This window comes from Methanococcoides vulcani (assembly GCF_900111645.1).
Taxonomy (GTDB): domain Archaea; phylum Halobacteriota; class Methanosarcinia; order Methanosarcinales; family Methanosarcinaceae; genus Methanococcoides; species Methanococcoides vulcani.
In genome coordinates this window covers 153,716-176,748 of sequence record NZ_FOHQ01000004.1, presented here as the reverse complement: position 1 = coordinate 176,748, position 23,033 = coordinate 153,716, and the positions used below count along the sequence as shown (strand labels likewise).

Annotated in this window: 22 protein-coding genes; 9 read left to right on the top strand and 13 right to left on the bottom strand. The window is 41.6% G+C overall.

All coding sequences use genetic code 11. From position 1 onward, the window contains the following. The first annotated feature begins 85 nt into the window (after positions 1-85). The 3 genes from BMX02_RS07640 to BMX02_RS07630 all read left to right on the top strand — a co-directional run bounded on the left by BMX02_RS07640 (position 86) and on the right by BMX02_RS07630 (position 2,220). Positions 86-442 (top strand): hypothetical protein, encoded by a 357-nt coding sequence (locus BMX02_RS07640; protein ID WP_091690093.1) that lies wholly within the window; start codon positions 86-88, stop codon positions 440-442. A 281-nt stretch (positions 443-723) separates the two neighbouring features. Beyond that, the gene (mch, locus tag BMX02_RS07635; protein ID WP_091690092.1) at positions 724-1,686 is read left to right on the top strand and encodes a methenyltetrahydromethanopterin cyclohydrolase; all 963 of its coding nucleotides are present in this window, start codon (positions 724-726) and stop codon (positions 1,684-1,686) included. A 60-nt stretch (positions 1,687-1,746) separates the two neighbouring features. Beyond that, on the top strand, positions 1,747-2,220 hold the full coding sequence (locus BMX02_RS07630) for a DUF2124 domain-containing protein (protein ID WP_091690091.1): 474 nt from the start codon (positions 1,747-1,749) through the stop codon (positions 2,218-2,220). Between the two features lie 113 nt (positions 2,221-2,333). Here the strand turns inward: BMX02_RS07630 and BMX02_RS07625 are convergent, their stop codons facing one another. Next, on the bottom strand, positions 2,334-3,362 hold the full coding sequence (locus tag BMX02_RS07625; protein WP_091690090.1) for a class I SAM-dependent methyltransferase: 1,029 nt from the start codon (positions 3,360-3,362) through the stop codon (positions 2,334-2,336). A 261-nt stretch (positions 3,363-3,623) separates the two neighbouring features. Between BMX02_RS07625 and BMX02_RS07620 the strand changes: the two genes are divergently transcribed. Beyond that, entirely contained in the window at positions 3,624-4,358 is a 735-nt protein-coding gene (locus tag BMX02_RS07620) for a transcriptional factor MsvR (RefSeq protein WP_091690089.1), read from the top strand. A gap of 1 nt (position 4,359) precedes the next feature. Here BMX02_RS07620 and BMX02_RS07615 read toward each other — a convergent pair whose 3' ends face one another. From BMX02_RS07615 to BMX02_RS07600, 4 genes are all read right to left on the bottom strand, one after another. Further along, the gene (locus BMX02_RS07615; RefSeq protein WP_091690088.1) at positions 4,360-5,049 is read right to left on the bottom strand and encodes a DUF2110 family protein; all 690 of its coding nucleotides are present in this window, start codon (positions 5,047-5,049) and stop codon (positions 4,360-4,362) included. A 24-nt stretch (positions 5,050-5,073) separates the two neighbouring features. Beyond that, entirely contained in the window at positions 5,074-5,652 is a 579-nt protein-coding gene (locus BMX02_RS07610; protein ID WP_244624949.1) for a helix-turn-helix domain-containing protein, read from the bottom strand. Positions 5,653-5,790: 138 nt separating this feature from the next. After that, on the bottom strand, positions 5,791-6,951 hold the full coding sequence (locus BMX02_RS07605; protein WP_091690153.1) for a tRNA (guanine(10)-N(2))-dimethyltransferase: 1,161 nt from the start codon (positions 6,949-6,951) through the stop codon (positions 5,791-5,793). Between the two features lie 29 nt (positions 6,952-6,980). Continuing rightward, a complete protein-coding gene (locus tag BMX02_RS07600) occupies positions 6,981-7,367 on the bottom strand; it encodes a cupredoxin domain-containing protein (RefSeq protein WP_091690087.1) in 387 nt (128 codons plus the stop codon). A 184-nt stretch (positions 7,368-7,551) separates the two neighbouring features. Between BMX02_RS07600 and BMX02_RS07595 the strand changes: the two genes are divergently transcribed. From BMX02_RS07595 to BMX02_RS07585, 3 genes are read left to right on the top strand one after another with little or no spacing between them, the layout of a single operon-like run. Further along, entirely contained in the window at positions 7,552-8,130 is a 579-nt protein-coding gene (locus BMX02_RS07595; RefSeq protein WP_091690086.1) for a helix-turn-helix domain-containing protein, read from the top strand. 10 nt (positions 8,131-8,140) lie between these two features. After that, positions 8,141-8,542 (top strand): acyl-CoA thioesterase, encoded by a 402-nt coding sequence (locus tag BMX02_RS07590; RefSeq protein ID WP_091690085.1) that lies wholly within the window; start codon positions 8,141-8,143, stop codon positions 8,540-8,542. A gap of 36 nt (positions 8,543-8,578) precedes the next feature. Next, positions 8,579-10,222, top strand: a complete 1,644-nt coding sequence (locus BMX02_RS07585; protein WP_091690084.1) for an AMP-binding protein — start codon at positions 8,579-8,581, stop codon at positions 10,220-10,222. 176 nt (positions 10,223-10,398) lie between these two features. Here BMX02_RS07585 and BMX02_RS07580 read toward each other — a convergent pair whose 3' ends face one another. Then, complete coding sequence (locus tag BMX02_RS07580) at positions 10,399-10,791, bottom strand: thioredoxin family protein (protein WP_091690083.1); 393 nt, start codon at positions 10,789-10,791, stop codon at positions 10,399-10,401. A gap of 332 nt (positions 10,792-11,123) precedes the next feature. Here BMX02_RS07580 and BMX02_RS07575 point away from each other — a divergent pair, with 332 nt between their 5' ends. Beyond that, positions 11,124-11,999: a DMT family transporter gene (locus BMX02_RS07575; RefSeq protein ID WP_091690082.1), complete on the top strand. Its 876-nt coding sequence runs from the start codon at positions 11,124-11,126 to the stop codon at positions 11,997-11,999. Between the two features lie 360 nt (positions 12,000-12,359). Here BMX02_RS07575 and BMX02_RS07570 read toward each other — a convergent pair whose 3' ends face one another. The 4 genes from BMX02_RS07570 to BMX02_RS07555 all read right to left on the bottom strand — a co-directional run bounded on the left by BMX02_RS07570 (position 12,360) and on the right by BMX02_RS07555 (position 17,662). Next, positions 12,360-13,010 carry a methyltransferase cognate corrinoid protein gene (locus tag BMX02_RS07570; RefSeq protein WP_091690081.1) on the bottom strand — a complete coding sequence of 217 codons (651 nt, stop codon included), beginning with the start codon at positions 13,008-13,010 and terminating at the stop codon, positions 12,360-12,362. Between the two features lie 274 nt (positions 13,011-13,284). Continuing rightward, positions 13,285-14,712, bottom strand: a complete 1,428-nt coding sequence (mtgB, locus tag BMX02_RS07565) for a glycine betaine--corrinoid protein methyltransferase (protein WP_091690080.1) — start codon at positions 14,710-14,712, stop codon at positions 13,285-13,287. Positions 14,713-14,742: 30 nt separating this feature from the next. Continuing rightward, complete coding sequence (locus tag BMX02_RS07560; RefSeq protein WP_091690079.1) at positions 14,743-16,278, bottom strand: glycine betaine uptake BCCT transporter; 1,536 nt, start codon at positions 16,276-16,278, stop codon at positions 14,743-14,745. A gap of 655 nt (positions 16,279-16,933) precedes the next feature. Further along, complete coding sequence (locus BMX02_RS07555) at positions 16,934-17,662, bottom strand: methyltransferase cognate corrinoid protein (protein ID WP_091690152.1); 729 nt, start codon at positions 17,660-17,662, stop codon at positions 16,934-16,936. Positions 17,663-18,159: 497 nt separating this feature from the next. On the opposite strand from BMX02_RS07555, the gene BMX02_RS12135 reads away from it, so the two are divergent. After that, complete coding sequence (locus BMX02_RS12135) at positions 18,160-19,851, top strand: ATP-binding protein (protein ID WP_135643955.1); 1,692 nt, start codon at positions 18,160-18,162, stop codon at positions 19,849-19,851. Positions 19,852-20,074: 223 nt separating this feature from the next. Here the strand turns inward: BMX02_RS12135 and BMX02_RS07545 are convergent, their stop codons facing one another. The 3 genes from BMX02_RS07545 to BMX02_RS07540 all read right to left on the bottom strand — a co-directional run bounded on the left by BMX02_RS07545 (position 20,075) and on the right by BMX02_RS07540 (position 23,027). Continuing rightward, entirely contained in the window at positions 20,075-22,453 is a 2,379-nt protein-coding gene (locus tag BMX02_RS07545) for a PAS domain S-box protein (protein ID WP_091690078.1), read from the bottom strand. A 174-nt stretch (positions 22,454-22,627) separates the two neighbouring features. Continuing rightward, entirely contained in the window at positions 22,628-22,747 is a 120-nt protein-coding gene (locus BMX02_RS12415) for a hypothetical protein (RefSeq protein WP_244624951.1), read from the bottom strand. Next, on the bottom strand, positions 22,710-23,027 hold the full coding sequence (locus BMX02_RS07540) for a hypothetical protein (RefSeq protein WP_244624953.1): 318 nt from the start codon (positions 23,025-23,027) through the stop codon (positions 22,710-22,712). The genes BMX02_RS12415 and BMX02_RS07540 overlap by 38 nt, the downstream gene beginning before the upstream one ends. Positions 23,028-23,033: the final 6 nt, after the last annotated feature.

The window sequence follows — 23,033 nt, the reverse complement described above, 5'->3', positions numbered from 1 at the left end:
AATGAAATAGTATATAATTATCCAAATACTCAAATAATTATATATGCTTATAGCCTACATACCCTCAGAAAAGGGATGTAAAGTTATGAGAGAACAGAAGATAGAGATTGTGAACTTTGGAATTGACAATGAGAAGTTTGAAGAAGCTGTTGAGGCTTACAAGAAGTTCCTAAGTGAACGCTGTGATTACTGCTATGGTGGAAAGTATTCACCCGAAGGAAAGCTTTTTGTGGAGCCCGCTACGGAATATATCGAGTATTGTCATATGGGTGGAGAAGCTCCTGTACCCTACAATCAAGAGATGGCTTTTGGTGTGATATTCTTTATGACCTCTTACAATGATAAGGTGTTTTTCTTTGATAATATCGGGGACGCAAAGGCCTTTTGGAATGTTTTAGATGCTGTTGATGGCTATTTACCATCTGATGTAATGGGAATGTGAAATACAAAAATTTAATTCAACTCCGATTATAAGGACTTTGCTCTTGCTGTGAAAAGTGGAATGCCCATGGAAGAGGCTGAGAAGGTTCTGGAACAGCATATCACCCTTTGCTTTCTTTTTCATGTAATACGCCACCCCCGAGCATATAGTTATAGAACATGCCACCTCCGGAAATCACGTACACCGATGCCATAATTCTCCTTCAAACACTTTTCAGATACCGATAAATTCATATTCTAACCGACCCAATCATTGACACCAAACTATATAGAGTGATAAATGTGATAAGTGTCAACGAAAAGGGATTAGCTATCATTGATGAAATGTTAGACTGGGAAGATGAGATCAAGGTCGAATCAAAGGAACTTGAGAACGGCGCTACCATCATTGACTGTGGTGTCAATGTTGAGGGTGGATATGATGCAGGTATGTACCTCTCACGCCTCTGCCTTGCAGACCTTGCAGAGATCTCATACACAAAGGTCGATCTGGATGGCCTTGCAGTACCTGCTATCCAGGTTGCTACAGACCACCCAACAGTAGCATGCATGGCATCCCAGTATGCAGGATGGAGAATTTCAGTAGGCGACTACTTTGGAATGGGATCAGGTCCTGCAAGGGGTCTTGGACTCAAGCCAAAAGAGCTCTATGAAGAGATCGGCTACAAGGACGATGCAGATGCAGCAGTTCTCGTTATGGAATCCGACAAGCTCCCTACCGAAGAGATCGTTGAGTACATCGCAAAGCACTGCAGCATCGATCCAAAGGATGTTTACATCGCAGTTGCACCAACCTCATCAATTGCAGGTTCTGTACAGATCTCCGCAAGGGTCGTTGAGACAGGTATCCACAAGCTGGAATCCATCGGTTTCGACATCAACACCATCAAAAGCGGATTCGGTGTCGCACCTATCGCACCTATTGTCGGAGATGACACAAAGTGCATGGGTTCAACCAATGACTGTATCATCTACTGTGGTGAGACCTACTACACCGTTGAATACGGAGACGCAGAGAAGCTCGAAGACTTCGTGAAGAAGGCACCATCCAGCACATCCAGGGACTTCGGTAAGCCATTCTACACAACCTTCAAGGAAGCAGGTTTCGACTTCTTTAAGGTAGATGCCGGTATGTTCGCTCCTGCAAAGATCACCATCAACGATCTTGCAACCAAGAAGTCATTCACAAGCGGACGCATCAACCCTGGCATCCTTCTCGAATCATTCGGGATCAAGAACGTATAAGTTCAATAATTGCACATACAGCCTTTCCGGCTGTATACTTCTTTTTTTATTGGAGGAATCATGGAAGTTATCAATAACGCCAGTGGTATCGGCGGACTGCTGACATCTTTCAGAGAGATTGTGAAGGATTCAAAAAGAGTTATGTTCATCGGAACCGCTGGTTTTTGCACACCTTTTGCGGAACTTATGGCATACGTGATAAGGGATACACCAATTGAGGTCGGTTTCATTCCCGACATCAGGCACCACGAGGCAAAAGCAATAGTATCCACACCAAGCGGCATGCAGATCGGCGATGATATTGACCATCATGCAGACACGATCGTTCTTCTCGGAGGACTTGCAATGCCAAAGATGAAGATTGACGTTGATGAAATGAAAGAAACTCTGGACAGCATTCTTGAAGACGCTGAGAACACACTCGTGATCGGGGTCTGTTTCCAGTCAATGTTCGAGACCCAGTGCTGGATCGGTCCAATCGACTTTGACTATGTCATTGATTCCGATATATCCATAAGTACCATCAAGGTGTGAACTAAGAACACACCATTTACTCTCTTTTACTTTTCTTTTTCTTGTTCTTACAATTCCTTATTCTCCATCCCCTGCCATCAGTTGGAACGGCATTAATAATAGCTGATCAGCCATCATTTAATGAAAGCATCCACCACAACATGCCAGACCCCGGGAGAGTACTTCTTGATACGATGGCATGCACGTATCTCAACGTCCCTGCCAAGAGCAGAAGCAGCATCTTTGATCCTCTGAATAGGACGCTCAAAGACAAGAACTTCAGGAGTGGTTTCATGATAATGGAGCATTCCACCTTCCTTTCGGATGGCTCCAATGCCCTTGTCCAGATAGTGATGAGTGGTTCCCACATAACCCATGATCACCCTGTCAGCAATTCCCTGAGGCGTGACCTTTCCACAATCACCATTAATGGCCTGAACAATTCCTTCAAGGTGGTTCAGCCTTATATTCTCAAGCAGGTAATTGTAGGAGAGCGGATTCAGCTCAATGGAATAGACCTTTTTGGGTTTCCCATGAACTGCAAGAGGGATCGAGAAGTAACCGATACCCGCGAACATATCCACTACAACCTCGTCCTTACCGAGCTTGCTCATGCGTTTTCTTTCAGCAAGATTGCCCTTTGAGTACATGATCTTAGTAGCGTCCAGTTTGAAAGAACATCCATGCTCCTTCTGGATGGTCTCAGTTTCCTCACCGATGATAATCTCACGTTCGGGTTCCCTGAAAGTGCCTTTGATGCCAAAGTCCTGCAATACACACCTGCACCTCGGGTTTATATCAAGGAGCTTCCTTGCGATGTCCTCCCTGTAGCTTTGAAGTTCTTCAGGAATGCTCACGATCACAATATCACCAAGCACCTGCCAACCTGAGGGGACAATGCCAAGCAGTTCTTCAGGTATAAGGCCACTCAAATGCTCTTTCAGGGACATGGCATGACGATAGAAATCCGGCCCTTCCTGTTCAACAACATCAAATCCATCAATATCAGATCCATCCACATAAGAAATTACCGGGATCTCAGCAAATTTGCCATCCGGATGTTCAACTATCCGTATCTTTCTCTCTTTATCCAGAACATCCATGGAAATAAGTTCAGCTTTTACTTTTTCCACATCTCTGACAGGGACTACTACTGCTTTCATAGACCTGCCTGAATCTATCGTAGGAGGAAAATAAACTAACGGTCAAACAAGTCGATCATAGATACAAAGAACAGGCAACCTGAAAGCTGGAAAGATCGGATTGAAAAGAAAGACCGACATTAATATCAATACAATATCAATAGCAGAAGAATCATCAATTGCAATGTAAGGAGCATATAAACATCATGTAAAGACCAGATTTCCAGAAAATCATTCGGATACTACCGAACTTATATATATTCCATTAAGCAATTAATAGATATGAAAGGCGAAGGTCACACTGCACTATTTTCAAACAGGGATGGCATTATTGCCATTGAGGGTCCGGTAAAGCTCCAGATAATGGAGCTATTGAAAGATAGTTCAAGATCGTTCGATGAGATCGTAAAATACACAGGAAAAGCAAAATCCACGATCTCCGTGCACCTGAGTGACCTTAAGCAAAATAACCTTCTTGAAGAAAGGATCGATCCAAAGGACAAACGCAAGAAGACCTATGTGATGTGTTCCCAGTATGCAGCATGCTCACAGAAGCCCATCGTGGAACACTACCATGCAGCACTGAAAAAATTTACGACCACATTCGATAATGAAAGAGAACTTCTAACATCCATTCTTCATGCAGTGCAAAGCGGCTTTGAGGCCCAGGGTATCAACCACAGGCCAATAATGGAAACTATCGGACAGGATGTCGGCATGAGGGTCGCTGAAAATTTTACATCCACATACATTGAAGGACTTTTTGAAGAAGTCGCAGATTATTGGGAGACGCACAAGCTCGGATACCTTTCTGTTCCATCCTATGACCCCCTGGCAATACAGATCGATGATTGCTTTGTGTGCAAAAGCGCACCTGACATCGGACAAAAACTCTGCTCTTTTGGTGAAGGACTTCTTCAGGGAATAATATACCAGAAACTTAACATGCAATGTAATCTTGTGGAGATCGAATGTCATGGCAATGGCGATGACCACTGCCTGTTCGTGATGCAATGAATTAGTGAGTGCCCCTTATTACACCTATATCTGCCTTTACCAGAGGACCTATTTCCGCTACAATTCCCGGACCATCGGTTTTCTCACGGCAGACCACTATATTTTCCAGCAGGCCAATCCTTTCGATGCCGTAGATATCCCTACCATGACCCTTCTTCTTTATCGCACTTTTCAGTTCAGATCGTGTCACAGAGTTCACAATAAGCCTGTCAGTAGCAGCTTTTTTCCAGCCCCAGAAAAGATCGAGCTGGTCCTTAGTAAAACGGCCTGTAACCACACCATCCTGCCCTTCGATCCTGACAGAAACAGGGAGATGCGGGATCAAGCCAAAGCGGGATGCTATCTGTGAAACAGTACCCACGCCAAGAGCTTTTAGAGCCTCCGGCAGGAGCTTTACAGTAACACCGACATCAACAGTTATCCCTTCATCATCAATTGAAGAAATAGAGCCCTTGTAGACAATAGTATTTTCTACTTTGGTAACAGGAGTGCCGTATTTATCGATCAGGAAATTAGCCGCAAATACTTCATCCTCGCCTGAAACATTTGCCTGAAGCCAGCCTTCAGAATTTACGGAAACCTCGACGGTGGCATCAATATCCTTAAGTTCGTTTTCCAGCATGAACGCTGCAGAGCTTAATGCACGTTCTAAATTAGCGTATAGTTTGATAGTCAAAATTGCTGTTTCCATGGCTACTCATTGAACAGCAAGCATTTAACCGTTTTTGTTCAGAAGGGATAGGAATACTTCCCTTGTAGCATTAAAGGCACTGATGACATCATCATCGACAGGCGTTTCGGAAGAATCGATCACATCACCTATCATCGCCAGTTCACGGCTAAATGGTCCAAGTTTTCTTTTGGCGGTCTCAGCATCAGCATCAGAATCCACCAATTCCTTGTAAATGCTCTCAACCTTGAGGCGCAACTTATTGATCCTGTCCAGGATCTCAGCAGAAGTCGGATCAAGTTCATCACCACTAACCTCATGCCTGCCCTCAAGATCGTATTCATCCGGAAGCTCTCCACCCAAAGAGATGACAAGTTCCTTCAGGAGAGAAACGACATTGTGCCCTTTTTCGGTCAACTCAACATACTTGATCCGCCCTTCAACAGAAAATACTACAAGACCATCCTCTTCCATTCTTGACAGTATCTTTGTTGTGTGTGCGAATGTGGAATTGATCTCTTTTGTAATAACAGAGGCATATGTCCTTCCATAGAACCAGATAGCCAGTAAAGCAAGTGTTGGCTTCTCCTGCAAGAACAGATATTCCGGGTTTTCCTTTGCCAATCTAATCTCCTCTGAATACATATATATAAGTAGTTCTATATTTTTCGAACTAAACAATCATTATCTAATTTGATATATATTACTTTCTATAGTACATCGATAGTATATGATAATATTTGATAGTGTAATCCCATTGGCTTACAGTGATCTAAGGACATCATTTATGCGATCAAGATCTGCATCGGTCTTAAAAGAGGTGCCGCTAAAATGTGTTCTTGAAACACTGGCACCTGTTTCCCGAAGGGCTTCGACAAAAGCATCCATTGCAGGCGCTGAAATACCGATCCTTTTGCATATCAGATGCTGATCATAGAAGAAAGGCATGTCAAATTCATCCCGACAGGCAACAATGATCTTCTTTGCCTGCTCTTTCTTACCGAGATCCAGAGATTCCATCTCTGCCAGGACCTCATCACAGAACTCCTTTTCATGCAGTTGTCCCAGCCATAGAGGACCCGCGATCTGCATATTGCTTTCACATGAAGGGCATTTGTCATCGATCGCAACAGCCAGACCATAGAAAAATCTCCTTTGACCACATTTCTCACAATAGGCAAGAAATCCAAGTTCCCTGAGGGACCTGTCGGCCTGTTTAGCGCCTTTTTTAACCTGAAGATAGGCACGGACGTAATGCCTTGTAGCATGCGAAAGAAGCGGGGTCATGCCTTTGTCATGCTTTGCAAGTTCCCTTGCGACTTTACCAAGAAGTATACGCACGCCCATCTCGCTGTGGAACTCATTATTCAATGGCACAGAAGCGTATTTTCGCATTCCTGAATTAAAATGTGCACCGCAAAGTGGAGCTGTATCGGTTGCCGTGACCTCAAGAAGATGAACAACTGACCTTGTCGCAGCATCCAGATAAGGTGCAGGACTCCCAAAAGGATCGAGGTCCACAATATTGAACCTTCTCTCATGCATCAGCACATTCGCATTCTTGCATGTGGCTTCTGCGGTCTCCGATAGACCGGTCAGTTCAATATTCTCAAGAATAAGCTCAAAGGCATCATCGCTCCAATCGTTCAAAGTTGTTGAAACACCAACTTCGTTTGCGATCCTGAGTCCCCTGATACCTGATGCGGACATGGTATCAACATAGCTTATGTCCTCGATCCCGATATCCTTCTGGAATGAGAGTCTCCTTGCATACGCTAAAGTAGCTGCGACGGAGATATCGCGATTCAGTTCCATATGAGGATTGTAGAATACCGGTGCCTCTGATGGCGGGAATGATACGCCTTCAGGAGGTACCGGTACAAGGACCGTAGTATTACCTTCGGTGACCTTTGTGCTCTTCATCTGCATATTGCACGCTGTACAGCCCGCCATCATTTAACGATAACGGTACTGTTCATACTGTGCCATGGAGGGACACTGAAATTATACGTTCCTGCCTCGGTGAAGGTGTAATTGAACTGCATTCCGTAATTGATCCTCTGCTCTTCCCAAAGGCCATCTTCACTTATAACCTCAAATATCAGCTTTCTCTCGCTCTGCTCATTTCTCCAGTAGACCGTATCCCCTCTATTGATCTCAAGATAATTGGGTAATGCGGTATACCTATCCAGCCTTATTACGTAGACCTGTGGCTCAATGACCTCTCCGTTCTCATCAACAAGAACATCATCTTCTGAGATGTTCTCATCAGGAACATCAACAGGAGTTTCGTTCTCTTCCTCAGTTATGTCCCCATTGTCCCCAATACATCCTGCCATCAATAAAGATGATAGCACCAATATCAATATCAGCATTTTACTTTTCATGTGAATTCACAATGATATTTGGTTTTCAATATATTATAAACGTTGCCTGTAAACCATAACAGATACCTATTTAAGTTACGATTCTAATTTGAAATACCATTTATTTGCGTTGATCTGCGCAAAAGAGGTGAATACATTGACAGAAAAAAACAGCGTCGGAGAGAAGATACGCCAGTTCCGTGAGAATCAGGAGATGACCGTGGAAGAGCTGGCCAAAGAAAGTCAGAGCAGTGTGGAACTTATAGAGAAACTTGAAGCAGGTGAGCTGATTCCATCATTGACACCTCTTTTGAAGATCGCACGTGCACTGGGAGTACGCTTGGGCACATTCCTTGATGATATGCCACAGACAGGTCCTGTTGTCGTACGAAATGGAGCTTCAACCAACGTAGTTCGTTTTTCCGGAAAATCCAAAAACTCTGAAGAAAGTGCACTCGATTTCCATTCACTTGCAGCAGACAAGCAGGCAAGGAACATGGAACCATTCATCATTGATGTTCACCCTTTCAAGAATGAAGAGGAGCACGAATTATCATCCCATGAGGGAGAAGAGTTCATCTACGTGCTTAACGGCAACATAGAAGTGACATATGGAAAGGAAAACTACACATTGACCGTAGGGGATAGCATCTACTATGACTCCGTTGTACCACATGATGTCCACGCAGCAGGAACAGAAGCAAAGATACTGGCAGTAGTCTACACACCTATCTAAGGGATAAGAAATGTTCGTTACAACTGTGGCACCGCGATTTGGCGACATCGATGGTCTGGGACACGTCAACAATACTGTACTTCCGGGATGGTTCGAAGAGGCAAGAAATCCCATATTCAGAATGTTCAGTCCTACCCTTGACCTGACCCTTGGGAAATGGAACCTGATCATGGCAAGGATAGACTTTGATTTTCTTGGAGAGATGTTCTTTGACGGTGATGTTGAAATAAGGACCTATGTCCAGAAAATTGGCAATTCTTCCTTCACATTACTACATGAAGCCTGGCAAAGAGGAGAGTTAAGGACCAGGGGAACTGCAGTTCTGGTACATTATGATTTCATCAACAAGAAGTCTATTCCCTTGACCGGGACCATCAGGGAAGCATTAAGCGAACACCTCATCACAGAGTAATAAAAACGAATAACAGAACATAGAGGACCTGAGATCATGCTATTTACTAAATCTACTATTGGTGAGTTCTTTGAGGAACAGGTTAGAAAAGACCCGGACAGGGACTTTATGGTCTATCCTGACCGAAACCTGCGTTTTTCATACCGGGAGTTCAATGAAAGGGTCGATGACCTTGCAAAAGGACTTTTGTCCCTGGGGATCACAAAAGGCGACCATGTCGGCATATGGGCACGTAATGTCCCTGATTGGCTTACCTTCACATTTGCAACTGCAAAGATAGGTGCTGTACTTGTAACAGTGAACACCGCATACAAGAGCCATGAACTTGCCTATGTCATGAAACAGTCAGACATGAAGATGCTTGCGATCGTTGACCATTTCAGGGATGTCGATTATGTGGAGACGGTCTACGAACTGGTACCTGAGCTGAAGACCTGCAAGAGAGGCAATCTGAAAAGCGAGGAATATCCAAAACTTGAAAGTGTCATATTCATCGGGCAGGAAAAACATAGGGGAATGTACAACACTACTGAGATGCTCCTCCTCGGAAAACACACCAACAGCGACGAGCTGAACCGGATCAAGAAGACACTGAACTGTGAAGATGCCATTAACATGCAGTACACTTCAGGAACCACCGGATTCCCGAAAGGTGTCATGCTTACACACAAGAACATCCTTAACAACGGATACTACATCGGTGAAAGGCAAAAATTCACCAAAGAGGACAGGCTGTGCCTGCCGGTACCGCTGTTCCACTGTTTCGGTATCGTACTCGGTGTTCTTGCAACCCTCACCCATGGCGGAACCCTTGTAATGATAGAACTGTTCGACCCACTTCTTGTACTTGCTGCAGTACAGAAAGAGAAATGTACAGCACTTTATGGTGTGCCTACAATGTTCATCGCAGAGTTCTCACACCCAATGTTCGAAATGTTCGATATGTCTTCCCTGAGAACCGGCATAATGGCAGGTTCACCATGCCCGATCGAGGCTATGAAGAAGGTCATCGATGACATGAACTGCAAGGATATCACCATTGCCTACGGTCTGACAGAGGCATCTCCTGTTTTCACCCAGACAAGCACTGATGATACCATTGAACGTCGTGTAGGAACCGTAGGTACTTCAATGGATCATATCGAGGTCAAGATCGTGGACCCTGAGACCGGGGAAATTGTCAAACCAAACGAACAGGGTGAGATATGCTGCCGTGGTTACAATGTGATGAAAGGCTACTACAAGATGCCTGAAATGACCGAAAAGGCCATTGATAAAGATGGCTGGTTACACAGTGGTGACCTGGCAACAGTGGATGAGGAGGGCTATTACCGCATTACCGGAAGGATAAAGGACATGATCATCCGCGGTGGAGAGAACATCTACCCGAGAGAGATCGAGGAGTTCCTCTACACCATTGATGGAATTAAAGATGCACAGGTGGTCGGAATACCTGATGAAAAATATGGAGAGATAGTAGGTGCATTCGTAGTTCTTAACGATGATTCTAATCTCACACCTGAGGACATACGAGATCACAGCTTGACAAAGATCGCACGCTACAAGGTTCCAAAGCACATATTCATAGTTGATGAATATCCGATGACAGCCAGTGGTAAAGTTCAGAAGTTCAAACTGCGTGAGATGGCAACAGAACTTCTTGAAAACAAGAAAAATTAAATCAAAGATCGATCTAAAGGGTCCTTAAAGGACCCTTTAATATTCTATTTTTAGCGCTTGACCAGATAATTTTATTTTAGGATCCTGTCTATTATCAGGTTACAATTAGGTTACAATATTCTATATTGACAATTCTCTTACGATGTTTATTTAACATCGATCGTGATCCTGAACTTTCATTCATACAAAGAGATATCGTACTTCAGTTTTGTGATGTTCGCAGCACATGTCGATCCTTCTTTAATGAAATCCTCGATATTACTCTTGAGTATTGAAGGATGAGACACTCCGGCAAGCCCCTGTATCACAGTGCCCCCACAGAGAAATACGAACGTGGGTGTTCCTTCTACACCATATCTTTCCGCAGTCCAGGGACTCTGCTCTGCATCGATCCTGACAAATTTGCAGGATCTACTGAACTCCCCGGCATAATCCTGAAAATATGGTTCTATTGCTTTGCAATGTGGACATGTTGTAAGATAGAACATTGCCACTACTGGAAGTGATTCCCTTTCAACTAGCTCTTCCCAATTACCATCGGTTGCTTCTACGATAAGTTCATCCTGCATAATATCCCCATGTAAACAATGCCATTAATAAAATAAATAATTCATGTACAAAAAAGGCAATTATAAGATTTTTAATCTTAAACTACATTATATTCAACGAATGTATGATATTTAAAATGTATGTAAAATTCCTTTGTGAACCTATTCATCTCTTATTAAAATTATCGTGACATTCCTGCTCAGATTGTAGCTAAATATGTTCTTTACATTCTTATTCTTGAGAAAATTGCAGTATTTCAAAATAACACCAACAAATCCCAAATTCAAAGACAGTCCTCTCAAAGAGAAACATATTTCTATGTTTGGTAAGTCTATGAACACGAGAATAACACATGAAAAAACATTCATATGCTTTAATTGGAACAGGTGCCGCATTTTGGGCATCGATCTCAATTTTTGTCAATGCTCTTTATGAAGCAGGATTTTCAGCCCTGGAAATTGTGTTTCTCAGGGTTCTAAGCGCAGCTTTGATCATGTTCGTATACATAGGCCTTACAAATAGGGAACTTTTTAACATCCGCTTTTCTGACACCTATTATTTTATCGGGACTGGCATTTTCAGCCTTGTTTTTTTTAACTGGTGTTATTTCACAACCATCCGAGAAGCTTCTGTTGCAATAGCAGCAATCCTTCTCTACACTGCTCCCATCTTTGTACTGCTCATGTCCCGAATGGTCTTTAAAGAAAGACTCTCTTCGATCAAGATCTTTGCATTAACCGTAGCTGTTGCCGGATGCGTTCTCATATCAGGTTATCTTCCATCAGGGGGGGTCTTACTCTCGACCAGCATGCTTCTCATAGGTCTGGGGTCTGGTTTTGGTTATGCCCTTTACACTATATTAGGAAAAGCCGCCCTTGAAAAATATGATCCTATGACCGTTATAACCTATACGTTTGTTACCGCAACCATTGGCCTGTTTCCCATTAGTGGAATGGGAGCTGTGATCACTGTTTCTCATAACATCGACACATTGTTTTACATATTTGGTCTTGGCCTTATTCCGACCGTACTGGGATATGTCCTTTATACAAAAGGTCTTCACTACGTGGAGGCCAGCAAAGCATCCATCATAGCAGCAGTAGAACCCGTTGTTGCAACAACTATCGGAATATCCGTTTTTAATGAAATATTATCCATATGGCAGTTTGCAGGAATATTGATGATCCTATTTGCGGTACTTCTTGCAGAAAAGGAAAATGGGAAATGAGATGAGATCATTGAAAAGATGGATACAAATAGTGTTTATTTTTCATTTTGCTGATCCTATTGCACATTTTTTCAAACGACGATGGAATGTGAATTTGTAGAATTGTAGTATAAGTCAACAAAGTTGCATCTGCATAAGTTTCCTGTACCATTTCCAGGACTACATGTCATGAAAGTAGCCGTATTTAACTTTGAAAGTTTAAAAATACCTTAAAAGAGATCTCCCTCATATTTTTATTTTGGTGGGGAAACAGGAAGTTATAATACCTGAAAATATGAGGAAGATCGAATTGGAGGGAGGAGTTATCAGAAAATAATGGATAGATCCAATGTGGATCTATCTTTCATTTGTGACTATCGATCACTCAGCAGCTGCGTTACATTTAACGACTGCATCTGTCGCGTTCTCAGCGTAGATGTCTGAGCCGATCTTGTCTGCCCAGTCCTGTGTGACAGGTGCGCCACCGACCATGGTCATGACAGAGTCACGGATTCCAGCTTCCTTAAGCTGCTCTTCGATCTGCATCTGAAGGACCATTGTTGTGGTCATAAGTGCGGAAGAACCGATTACAAGTGGCTTGTGTTCCTTGACTGCATCGACGTATGTACCGATTGCAACGTCCCTGCCGAGGTCAACGACCTTGAATCCAGCGATCTTGAGCATTGTTGCAACAATGTCCTTACCGATGGAGTGGATGTCACCCTCGATGGTACCGATGACGATTGTTCCCTTTGATTTTACAGCCCCACCCTGTGCCTCAAGGACTGGGGTAAGTACTGCGACACCAGCGCTCATTGCTTCGGATGCTGCAATTACGTGTGGAAGGAAAAGAGTACCCTGTTCGAACTGGTCTCCTACTTCGTTCATACCTGCAGTAAGACCGTCCTGAATAAGGGATACTACATCGACTCCTGCATCGATTGCTTCTTCACATATTTCTTCTACTGCTTCGTCATCGAAATCCATGACTGCAGCTTTTGCTTTTGCGTTAATTTCATCTTGTGTAACCATATTGTAATCTCCTTTTTTCAATTTATTTAATTTGTTGCAGGAATTCTGTTCTTTCCTGCAACAAGACTATCATATCTTTCACAATATCAGTATCAAAAACATAAGGTCAGTGATCTTCCAATATTCATCCTGGTTTTTCGTCTGCAAGATCTACGGCTGTTTTTGAACCATCAATTTTTCGAAATTAAAGAAAAAGAAGTTGATACCAGCGAATTAGCATCAACGACCGGGTTGCTTTTCAGTCAGTAGATCAGCTTCTTGAAATGAACCTACTTTATTTTGTTAATTCAGCAGTGCGTTTCTCCATAAACTTTTGGAGAGCTTCATCAACAGCCGTATCAAGTTCTGGTGGTTCATAATTATCCAGCACATCTTGCCACTGTTTATTTGCACGCTGAAGAGTATCCAGACCAGCCTTTACCCAGTCAGTATACGGCAGCCTGTCACTTAGATCAGCATCGCGAAGTTCAATAGGGTAGTATTTCCTGGTGTGTTTCTGTGCCAGGAAATGTTCCCCTGGTCCAACTTTTTTGATCACATCAAAAGCAAACGCCTCTTCCGAAAAGTCGATCCCTTTGAGGTAGCGAAGTACCATACCTGCAATTTCATCATCGACTATGAATTTCTCATATGACATTGCCATGTATCCCTCAAGTATACCGGCTGTGTGAAGTACATAGTTGATACCAGTAACACCTGCATTCATGAGTGTCATCATTGATTCATAGCCTGCCTGTGCATCCACTACCTTAGAATCTGTCAGACCACCGCCACTACGGGTAGGTATTCCGTAGTGCCTTCCCATTTGAGCACAGACCGATGTGAACAGCGCACATTCCGGATTTCCAATGCATAATGCACCTGTTTTCATATCCGTGATCGCTGAGGATGATCCATAAACTACCGGAGTTCCCGGATTTACGCACTGTGCCAGAGCAATGCCTGCCAGAACTTCAGCATTTTGCAGGGAAAGAGATCCTGCTATTGATGCAGGACCTGACGAACCAGCCATTACCAAAGCTGCAATGACAACAGGCTGACCGGCTTCGGCATAAGCCATCAGTGAACCCGCCATATAATCATCAAATTTAAGCGGAGTGATCGAATTGATCAAACAGATGATCGCCGGCTTTTCCTTAATAACTTCTTTTCCACCGAAAAGGATTGCCGTCATCTCAATAACATCTTCAGCCCTTTCCCTGTTTGAAGCACTGCCCATAAAACACTTATCTGAATTTTTGATAGAGCTGTACAACATCTTCAAATGGCGAATTTCTTCAGTTATGTCGCTTGGATCAGCGATATTGCCTCCGGTCATGTGAAGATTCTCACTGGCGCCTGCCAGTTTTACAAAGTTATCATAATCTTCCATGACAGAATCACGGCGAGTTCCATCAGCTTCGTAAATAAATGAAACACCATATCCAGGCATGAAGATTATGTTGTCTCCACCACAAACAAGATCGTTTTCGGGATTTCGAGCATGTAAAGTAAACTGAGATGGAGCTTTCTTTATTTGCTCCTCTATAAACCCTCTGTCAAAATAAACTCTATTCCCTTCAACCCTCTGCCCATGTGCCTTAAAGACCTCAAGTGCAGGCTCGTAGAGGAAATCGAGCCCGACTTCCTCCAGTATCTTCATAGTATGTTCATGAATAGCTTCCACCTGTTCAGGGCTTAGCACATCTAATTTTGGTAACATTTAAACACCTCTTATCATAGAGTATATCTTTTAGGAGTGGTCCTCTTTCAGAGCTTTCAGCAAAGAATAACACATTGCCAGTATCACGAACATGAATGGGAATGCTGCTGCGATCGATGCTGTCTGCAAAGCCGTTAATCCCCCTGTGACAAGGAGAATTGCTGCTACACTGGCGATTGTAACTCCCCATATGCCCTTCACCTTGCCTGAAGGCTCCATACTACCATTAGAAGTAAGCATACCTAGAACGAAAGTTCCTGCATCTGCTGATGTTACAAAGAATCCAATGACCAGGATGATTGCAACGATCGATGTTATCATTGGTATTGGGTAGTTGGATAGGGTGACAAACACTGCTGATGCAAGATTTGTATTAACCGCATCGGCGATTCCGGCTCCACTGAAGATCTCAAGTCCGAGTGCGTTACCACCAAATACTGCAAGCCAGACAAAGCTGAATGCTGTTGGTGCAAGAAGTGCTCCTGCAACAAATTCTCGGATAGTTCTTCCTTTTGAGATCCTTGCAACGAACTGACCAACGAATGGTCCCCATGCGATCCACCATGCCCAGTAGAATATGGTCCAGCTACCGCCCCAACCTTTCTGTTCGATTGCATCTGTCCACAAGCTCATCGTAAAGAATTCGTTGAAGTATGATCCAGTGGTACTTGTCAGCATATTGAGGATGAATGTGGTTGGACCGAATATGAATAGGAATGCCATTAATCCAAGTGCGAAATAAACTGTCCATTTAGCAATGAACTCAATTCCTTTTTCAATACCGGCAACTGCTGCGCCAGTAAAGAGGATTGCGACCAATGCAATAATTATTACCTGTATAGTGCCGCCGATGGGGACGTTGAACATGAAGTTCAGACCGGTGTTGATCTGCAAAGCTCCCAGTCCAAGGGATGTGCCCAGTCCGAAAATCGTTGCAAATACTGCAAGAATATCAATGGCATTTCCAATAGGACCATGTATGCGGTCTCCAAGGATCGGATGGAAAACTGAACTAATAAGTCCGGGCATTCCTCTGCGGTATTGGAAGTAAGCCAGTGCAAGCCCTACAAGTGTGAAAATACCCCATGCGTGCAGACCCCAGTGGAAGAAAACATAACGCATTCCCAATTCAGCAGCTTCGGGGGTGCTGCCCTGCCCAACTGGAGGAGCTAAATAATGATACATGGGTTCGGCAATACTCCAGAACATAAGACCGATTCCCATTCCTGATGTAAAGAGCATAGCCAGCCATGCAAAATTGCTGTACTCAGGTTCATCATCGTCTTTACCTAATTTGATCTTGCCATATTTGCTCATGGCTATTCCTACTGCGAACACTAGGAAGAACAAAACTGCAACCAAGTATAACCAACCAAAAGTATCAATCGTAAAACCTAATATAGCGTTGAAAACAACATTAAGTGATTCAGGGTTAATTGCACCCCACAATACGAATACACCTGCTATTACCAGGGACACATAAAACACAATCGGATTGATCCTGCATGTTTCTTTATGTGGATCGCAAACATATCCTTCTTCGATAGACGAATCATTTTCAGCCATCAATTTTCACCTCAAATAACATTTGTTTAATATTTTGTAATTACACCTATTTCATGGTTCATCAGAACCTAATCTAATGGCTGCCTGCACACTATATAAGGCTATTTTTCCACAGGTCCCAATATATAAGAACATTGGTCATGAGAGTTTTAGTTTCCATGAAAGTAATAAGAATAATTGCGGCGCACGCTTTGCTTTTTCTGATTTAAAAAGATAACTGCAAATAAAATTTCAATCACTACAAATGGAAATGCTTATATAGAAGCATATCAAGAGGTTTTGGCACATTATATAAAAACAAATCGATTATAAAGTATCAATATCGAACCTGAATTATATTATACAGTGTGGCTAGATTGCGTTTGTTCAACAATTTGCAGATAGTTCCAAAAAAGTAAGCACCCTTCAAGCATGAGAGTTATATAGAAGAACATTTAGACAAAAAAAATAAAGATGTTGTGCAAATAATTACCAAATGTTATACATTAAATGATAGATTTTTTTCACGGGCACTGACACTGTTTTTGCTAGATAACAAATATTCCATAGGAACTATTTTAATCACTACCTAATAATTTAGTAAGGAAATTAGATACGATTGTAGATAGATTCTAGAATGAGTATGGATTTGCGAATCGTATTGACGTCACAATAGTTATATATTAAATATCACATATTTACGTATTAATTCTTTTATAGTTGCGCCATTAATGATATCTTCTGCTATTTCTGGCACATTCACTCCATCCTCACAATACACACCTAGCTCAAGGCTGGATACAAAATCCCTATTAACTCCCCCTCCACCGCACAAGAATGGGATTTTTATACCTTCTTCAAGCAGCTTGTCATTAACCTCCTTGAAAGAGTACCTTGCCATAGTTATGAGCGCCGTACCTGTCAACATGATCGGATGTTCCCTTTTTACAGAATCTATCACCTCATTTACGGGAACATCGCTACCAAGGTCAATTACTTCAAATCCTTTTGCTACGAGAAGTGCAGCCACAATTTTCTTGCCAATATCATGGATATCACCTTCTACTACATAAGATACAACTTTTCCTTTAAGCTCAGGTGTTTTTCCGGATCTTTCTTTACAATATTCGATTCCATCTTTCATTGCATTTGAAGCCATTATAATATCCGGCAAGTAAAGCATATCTCTGTCATAGAGTGACGAAACAATACTCATTCCAGCTAGAAGCCCTTTATCTATTAAGGACAATGGATCGCTTCCGGAATCAATAGCTTCTTTGAGACAGCTGATGACCTCGTCTTCATCACCATTAAAAACTGCTTCTGCGATTCTGCGCTCAGTTGTGTCAGATGGATAAAGATCTGCTGCCATCTCCTCGGGAGTAATCTCTTTTCCAGTTTTCATCAAATCACCGGTAGGGTGTGGAGGTATGTACCTTGACAAAATCGCCTGCAATCAGGGATAGTTCAAAAAATCTCCATATAGCTAATATGACATATACCGATGTCACATATAGGTTTGCATAGTTCCAATTTTCAAACTGCATTTATGGCAAAATGTAGTATGAATGAAGAGATTTGACTGTAATTACACATAACATATTTGGGCTCTGTAGAAATCCTCTTTAATGTAAGAACCTAAAATTGTGTTTTCTAGTTTTTATTTGCTGCTCATCTTTTAATCTTTGAATGAATTATTCTTTAAGGAGTTTGAGCCTATGGAATGTAAAAAGGCTCTTGTTTTTTGTGGTAAATATACAATTCTCTAATGGGTCTGCCATATGGTATTTCCTATTGATCAATTCTACAATCCAATAAATATATGTTCTATGTTTCTATAATATAGATAAAGACGCTTCAGTATGTTATTCCAATGAATGTCGGTTTTAAATCGTGGGGGAAATGATTGACAATTGTAAATTTTCGAGTTATCTTATTGGACCAAATAAACTTGTAATTTTGGCCATCCTTGTAATCTGCCTTTTATCTGTATCGAGTTATCCGGTTGATGCCAAAGGGGAAACAATAAGGGTTGGAGTCTATCAATATGAACCGGTGGTCTTTACAGATGATGACGGAATGATCAGAGGCTTCTATATTGATATCCTTGAACACATCGCCTCAAAAGAAGGATGGAATATCGAATATGTTCCGTGTCCTTGGGCAGAATGCCTTGAAAGACTTGAGACCGGTGAAATTGATCTTCTGGTAGCCATAGCATACTCTGAAGAAAGAGGGGAAAGATTCGATTTTACAAATGAGGCTGTGGTTTTAGACTGGGGTCAGATCTACACACGATCCGATCTTGAGATCCAATCTATCCTTGATCTGGATCAGAAAACCGTGATTGGCCTCAGAGAGGACATATACTATCTGAGTTTCCAGCCCTATTCAGAACAATTTGGTATCAGTTGCAACTTTATCGAAGCTGATGATTATCCAACAGTGTTTGGGTATCTTGAAAATAAAACAGCTGATGCTGGAATTATCCCCAGGTTATACAATCCCCCACAGAAAAAAGACTATGATGTTTATGAAACTCCTATAATATTTTCTCCAATAGAAATGCGTTTTGCGGTGCCCAAGGGAAAAAACAAGGAAATTCTCGAAACCATAGATAAGCACATGGTTGCACTGAAAGGTAATAGGGAATCGATTTACTATCAATCGCAAAATAAATGGCTTGCAAGTGTGGTGGAATTTGAGATCCCCGGATGGATTAAGCTGGCAGTTGGGTTTGGAGGAGGACTATTATTGTTTTTCATAGCTGCAAGTGCTGTCCTGAATACCCAGGTCAAGAGAAAAACAGCTGAACTGTCTGATAAAAACGAAGAGCTAATGGCAGATATCGTCGAACGCAAGCGGGCAGAAGAGATGCTGCAAAAAGCAAACGAGGATCTTAAATCCCTTGATAAAATGAAGGACGAGTTCATATCAAATGTAAGTCATGAACTCAAAACACCTCTTGTTTCTATAACCGGCTACAGTGAACTTGTAGATGATAGATCGTTAGGTGAAATTAACGATGAGCAAAAAAAAGCATTGGATACAGTTTTACGTAATTCTGAACGGCTCAGGCATTTGGTGGACTCCCTATTATTCATAAGTAAAGTGCAAGCCGGAGCTATTGAATATGCATTTGAGAAAGTTCAGATTGCAGAAATTATTAATGATGCGATTCAGGATATGTTTTTGGAAATAAAGAAGAAGCATTTGTCACTCGAAAGAAATGTCCCCGGTGATTTACCTCTGATAAATGGTGATAAAGGCAAATTGACCAACATCTTGACCAGTATTTTAGACAATGCAATAAAGTTTACACCCTCTGGGGGTTTGATAACTGTATCCGCAATTGAAGAAGATGAAAACGTGCATATTATAGTAAGCGATACTGGAATCGGTATTAAAAAGGAGTTGATGCCCAATCTGTTCCAGAGGTTTTATCAGGTCGATGCTTCAATCAGGCGCAGGTACGGAGGAACTGGGTTGGGTCTGTATATCTGCAAAAACATTGTTGAAGGGCATAAAGGAAATATATGGATCGAGAGTGAGGAAGGTAAAGGTACGACAGTTCATGTAACATTGCCTAAGTGAAAGATCCTGCTCTTTAATTTAAACTGCTCTGGGCTTAGTTTTAAGCTTAAAATTGAATTTAATATAAATTTTTCAGAAAATGGTGTAATTTTGGCTCTGTAGAAATCCTCTACCCTAAATTCAACTAATCTTCTATAAATTTAATAATAAGAAGTCACCTGTGTAGGTTTGCAACAAAAAACACAAGGGTGTGACTGTGTTTTGTCTAACAAATACTTAAATTTCATCTATAAATAAGCTCACGACCAAGTCCAACCAATACATCTTTGCCATTCCATTTTGCCCTTGTGAATTTAGTTTCTGCTAGAACAATGCTTCCATCATGTGATTCCATGGGTATATTAGAGATAGCTTTTTTTCCAGCTATAATATCCGCAAGCACTGAAGCTGCTTCAAGTGCCTTATTTTGTGGATAGAGCTTAAGAAGGCTCATGCCAATCAATTCATCTTTCACATAGCCCATAACATCGTCGAAATACTGATTAGTGTAGAGTATGCATCCATCCATATCAATAACAAAAAAAAGATCTTCCAAAGAATCGATCAGATATTGGGAAATATCTGTGCTTTTTTGCATTTGTGGCCTATCCCTGATGTTACCAATAACTGCCCCTGCCTGCATAGAAACAGTTTCGAGGGAACTACGGATATCTGACGGGATCTCAAATTCAATATGGGATGCCAGAAACAGCACAGCAACTATCTTCCTGTTATGTTTGATAGGGATTATTGCTGTAGCTTTCAGATCTTCATAACTTAGATCTTCATCTTTATTTAATGCATCTATCTCAGAATATAACTTATATATTGGATATTCTGTTGTGAACAATTTGCCATTAATTGAGTTAGGATTGTAATACCGTGTACTTTTTACAAAATTGGCGGATAATCCTCTGTGTGCCACTATGCTTAGTTCCCCTGTCAGATCGTCCACAAGATACAATGCCCCAGAATCTATCTTATCTATCTGCAATGTAAACTCAAGAAACTGTTCAAATACGCTTTTCATATCTCCTGCGGGGCTGAAGAAATCTCCGACTTCGGCTTCAATACGAATGAAGTCATTTACATTCTTGCGATCAGTAATATCAACAATAATACCCTGTATGTATTCCACATCCCCCTTTTCATCACGTTTGTAGATCGATCTTTCATCGACCCATCGGACTTCCCCTGATTTTGTAAATATCCTGTACTCGTATGAGAAATTCCTTCCCTCCTGATTGGATCGCAATACTTCTGTTTTTATATTTTCAATGTCGTAAGGGTGTATTATATCCCCATACAATACATTCCCCGAAGTAAAATCTTCTACGGAATAGCCAAATTGAGATATATTCTCGGAAACGAATTCCACCGGCCAGTCATTTTCAGGCCGCCATATAAATATGATCGTAGGGCTATCGTTGATCACATTTACCAAAAGTTTCTGCATTTCCAGGAATTCAAGAAGTTGTCTTTCCCTTTCCTTTTGTTCCCGAATATCCCTTATTATTGCCATATATGCTGGTTTACCCTCATGTTCGATGATGGATGAATTCAATTCAGCAGCTATCTTCTCGTTGTCCTTAGAAATTAGTTCTACTTCGTACTTACGAGGAGAAGTCCAGTTCTTAGCCATATCACCCCTGAAACGTTCACCTATCATCTTGCGATATCCTTTTGAAAAGAATTCCGAGAAACGCTTACCAATTGCCTCATCTTTTTGATAGCCTGTTACAGACCTAAATTTTGGATTTGAAAAAGCGAGACTGTCGTTTTGAACGATGACGATCATGTCATCTCCTTTTTCCACAAGTGTGGAATATTTTTTTTCCGAGTCCTTAAGCTCTATTTCAGCACGCTTTCTCTCGGAAATATCCCTAATAGTCATGACGACTGCAGGCTTAAGTTCATGGTGAATATATGAAAAACTGATTTCTACAGGAAATCTGTTACCCTGTTTCGTTAAAAACTCCGCTTCACTATTACGGCGGACATTCATTTTGTCATTTAAGGTCTTGTTGTACCTTTTTGAGATCATGCGCTTATAATCGACAGGCACATGATCCAAAACATCTCCACCCAGTAACTCTTCTCTTTCATATCCCAGAAGTTCACATATTTTAGAATTTACAAATTTTAGAGTATCATCCTGTACAATTATTATTCCATCATTTCCCTTTTCTACAAGTGTGACATATTTCTCCTCTGACATCCTAAGTTCCAGTTCGGCATTCTTATGTTCAGTAATGTCAAGGACCAGACCTCGAATATTAATTATGTTGCCTTTATTATCACGTATCAGAATCGATCTTTCTGCAACCCAGTGCAATTTTCCGGACCTGCTTATTATCCTGTATTCCAGATCAAGGAACTGCTCATCTTTATTTTTCCTACATTCTAATAACGCAAAGTTGATCATCTCAATGTCTTCAGGATATATTATGTCACGATACATCATTTTTCCAGATGAGAACTCTTCTTGTGCATATCCATATTGATTAATATTCTCTGAAACAAATTCCACTGCCCAATTACCTACAGGTTTCCATAAAATTGCAAACATACGGCTATTTTTGTGAAGCCATTCCAGCTCGCTGTTCTCTAAGTTGGATTTCATATGGGTAGCATCCTCATGTGTGGAGTATTATATTATCTTAATATTATGTATAAATGTGGTAAACCAACTTTGGTGCTTAAAATAAATATAAGTGTTCTTAGTTTAATTGAGTCAATCAGAATTTTCATTCTAACACAAATTGCTACAACCATTTGCTATTATGTAGAAGCATTTTCACCAACCCATGAAACCTTCTATCACACTTTCTGCAGCTTTTTGTGTTTCTGCCAGTACTACACCAATGCCCAGTGTACCTTCAAGCAGTTTGACAACAAGAGGTACACCGCCTACCATCTTGATCCATATCCTTGATGTCGTCAGGTTTACTTACATAACCTTTCACAGGTAGGCCTGTGCCCTTGCGGGAAAGCAGCTGCAAAGAGCGGAGTTTGTCTCTGGAACGGGTGATAGCAACCGATTCGTTCAACGGGTACACGCCCATCATTTCAAATTGTCGAAGTACTGCAGTACCATAAAAGGTCACAGATGCACCTATACGAGGAATAACTGCATCAAAGCTTTCAAGTTCTTCACCTTTATAGTATATGGAAGATTTATGGGATCTTATATTCATGTAAGC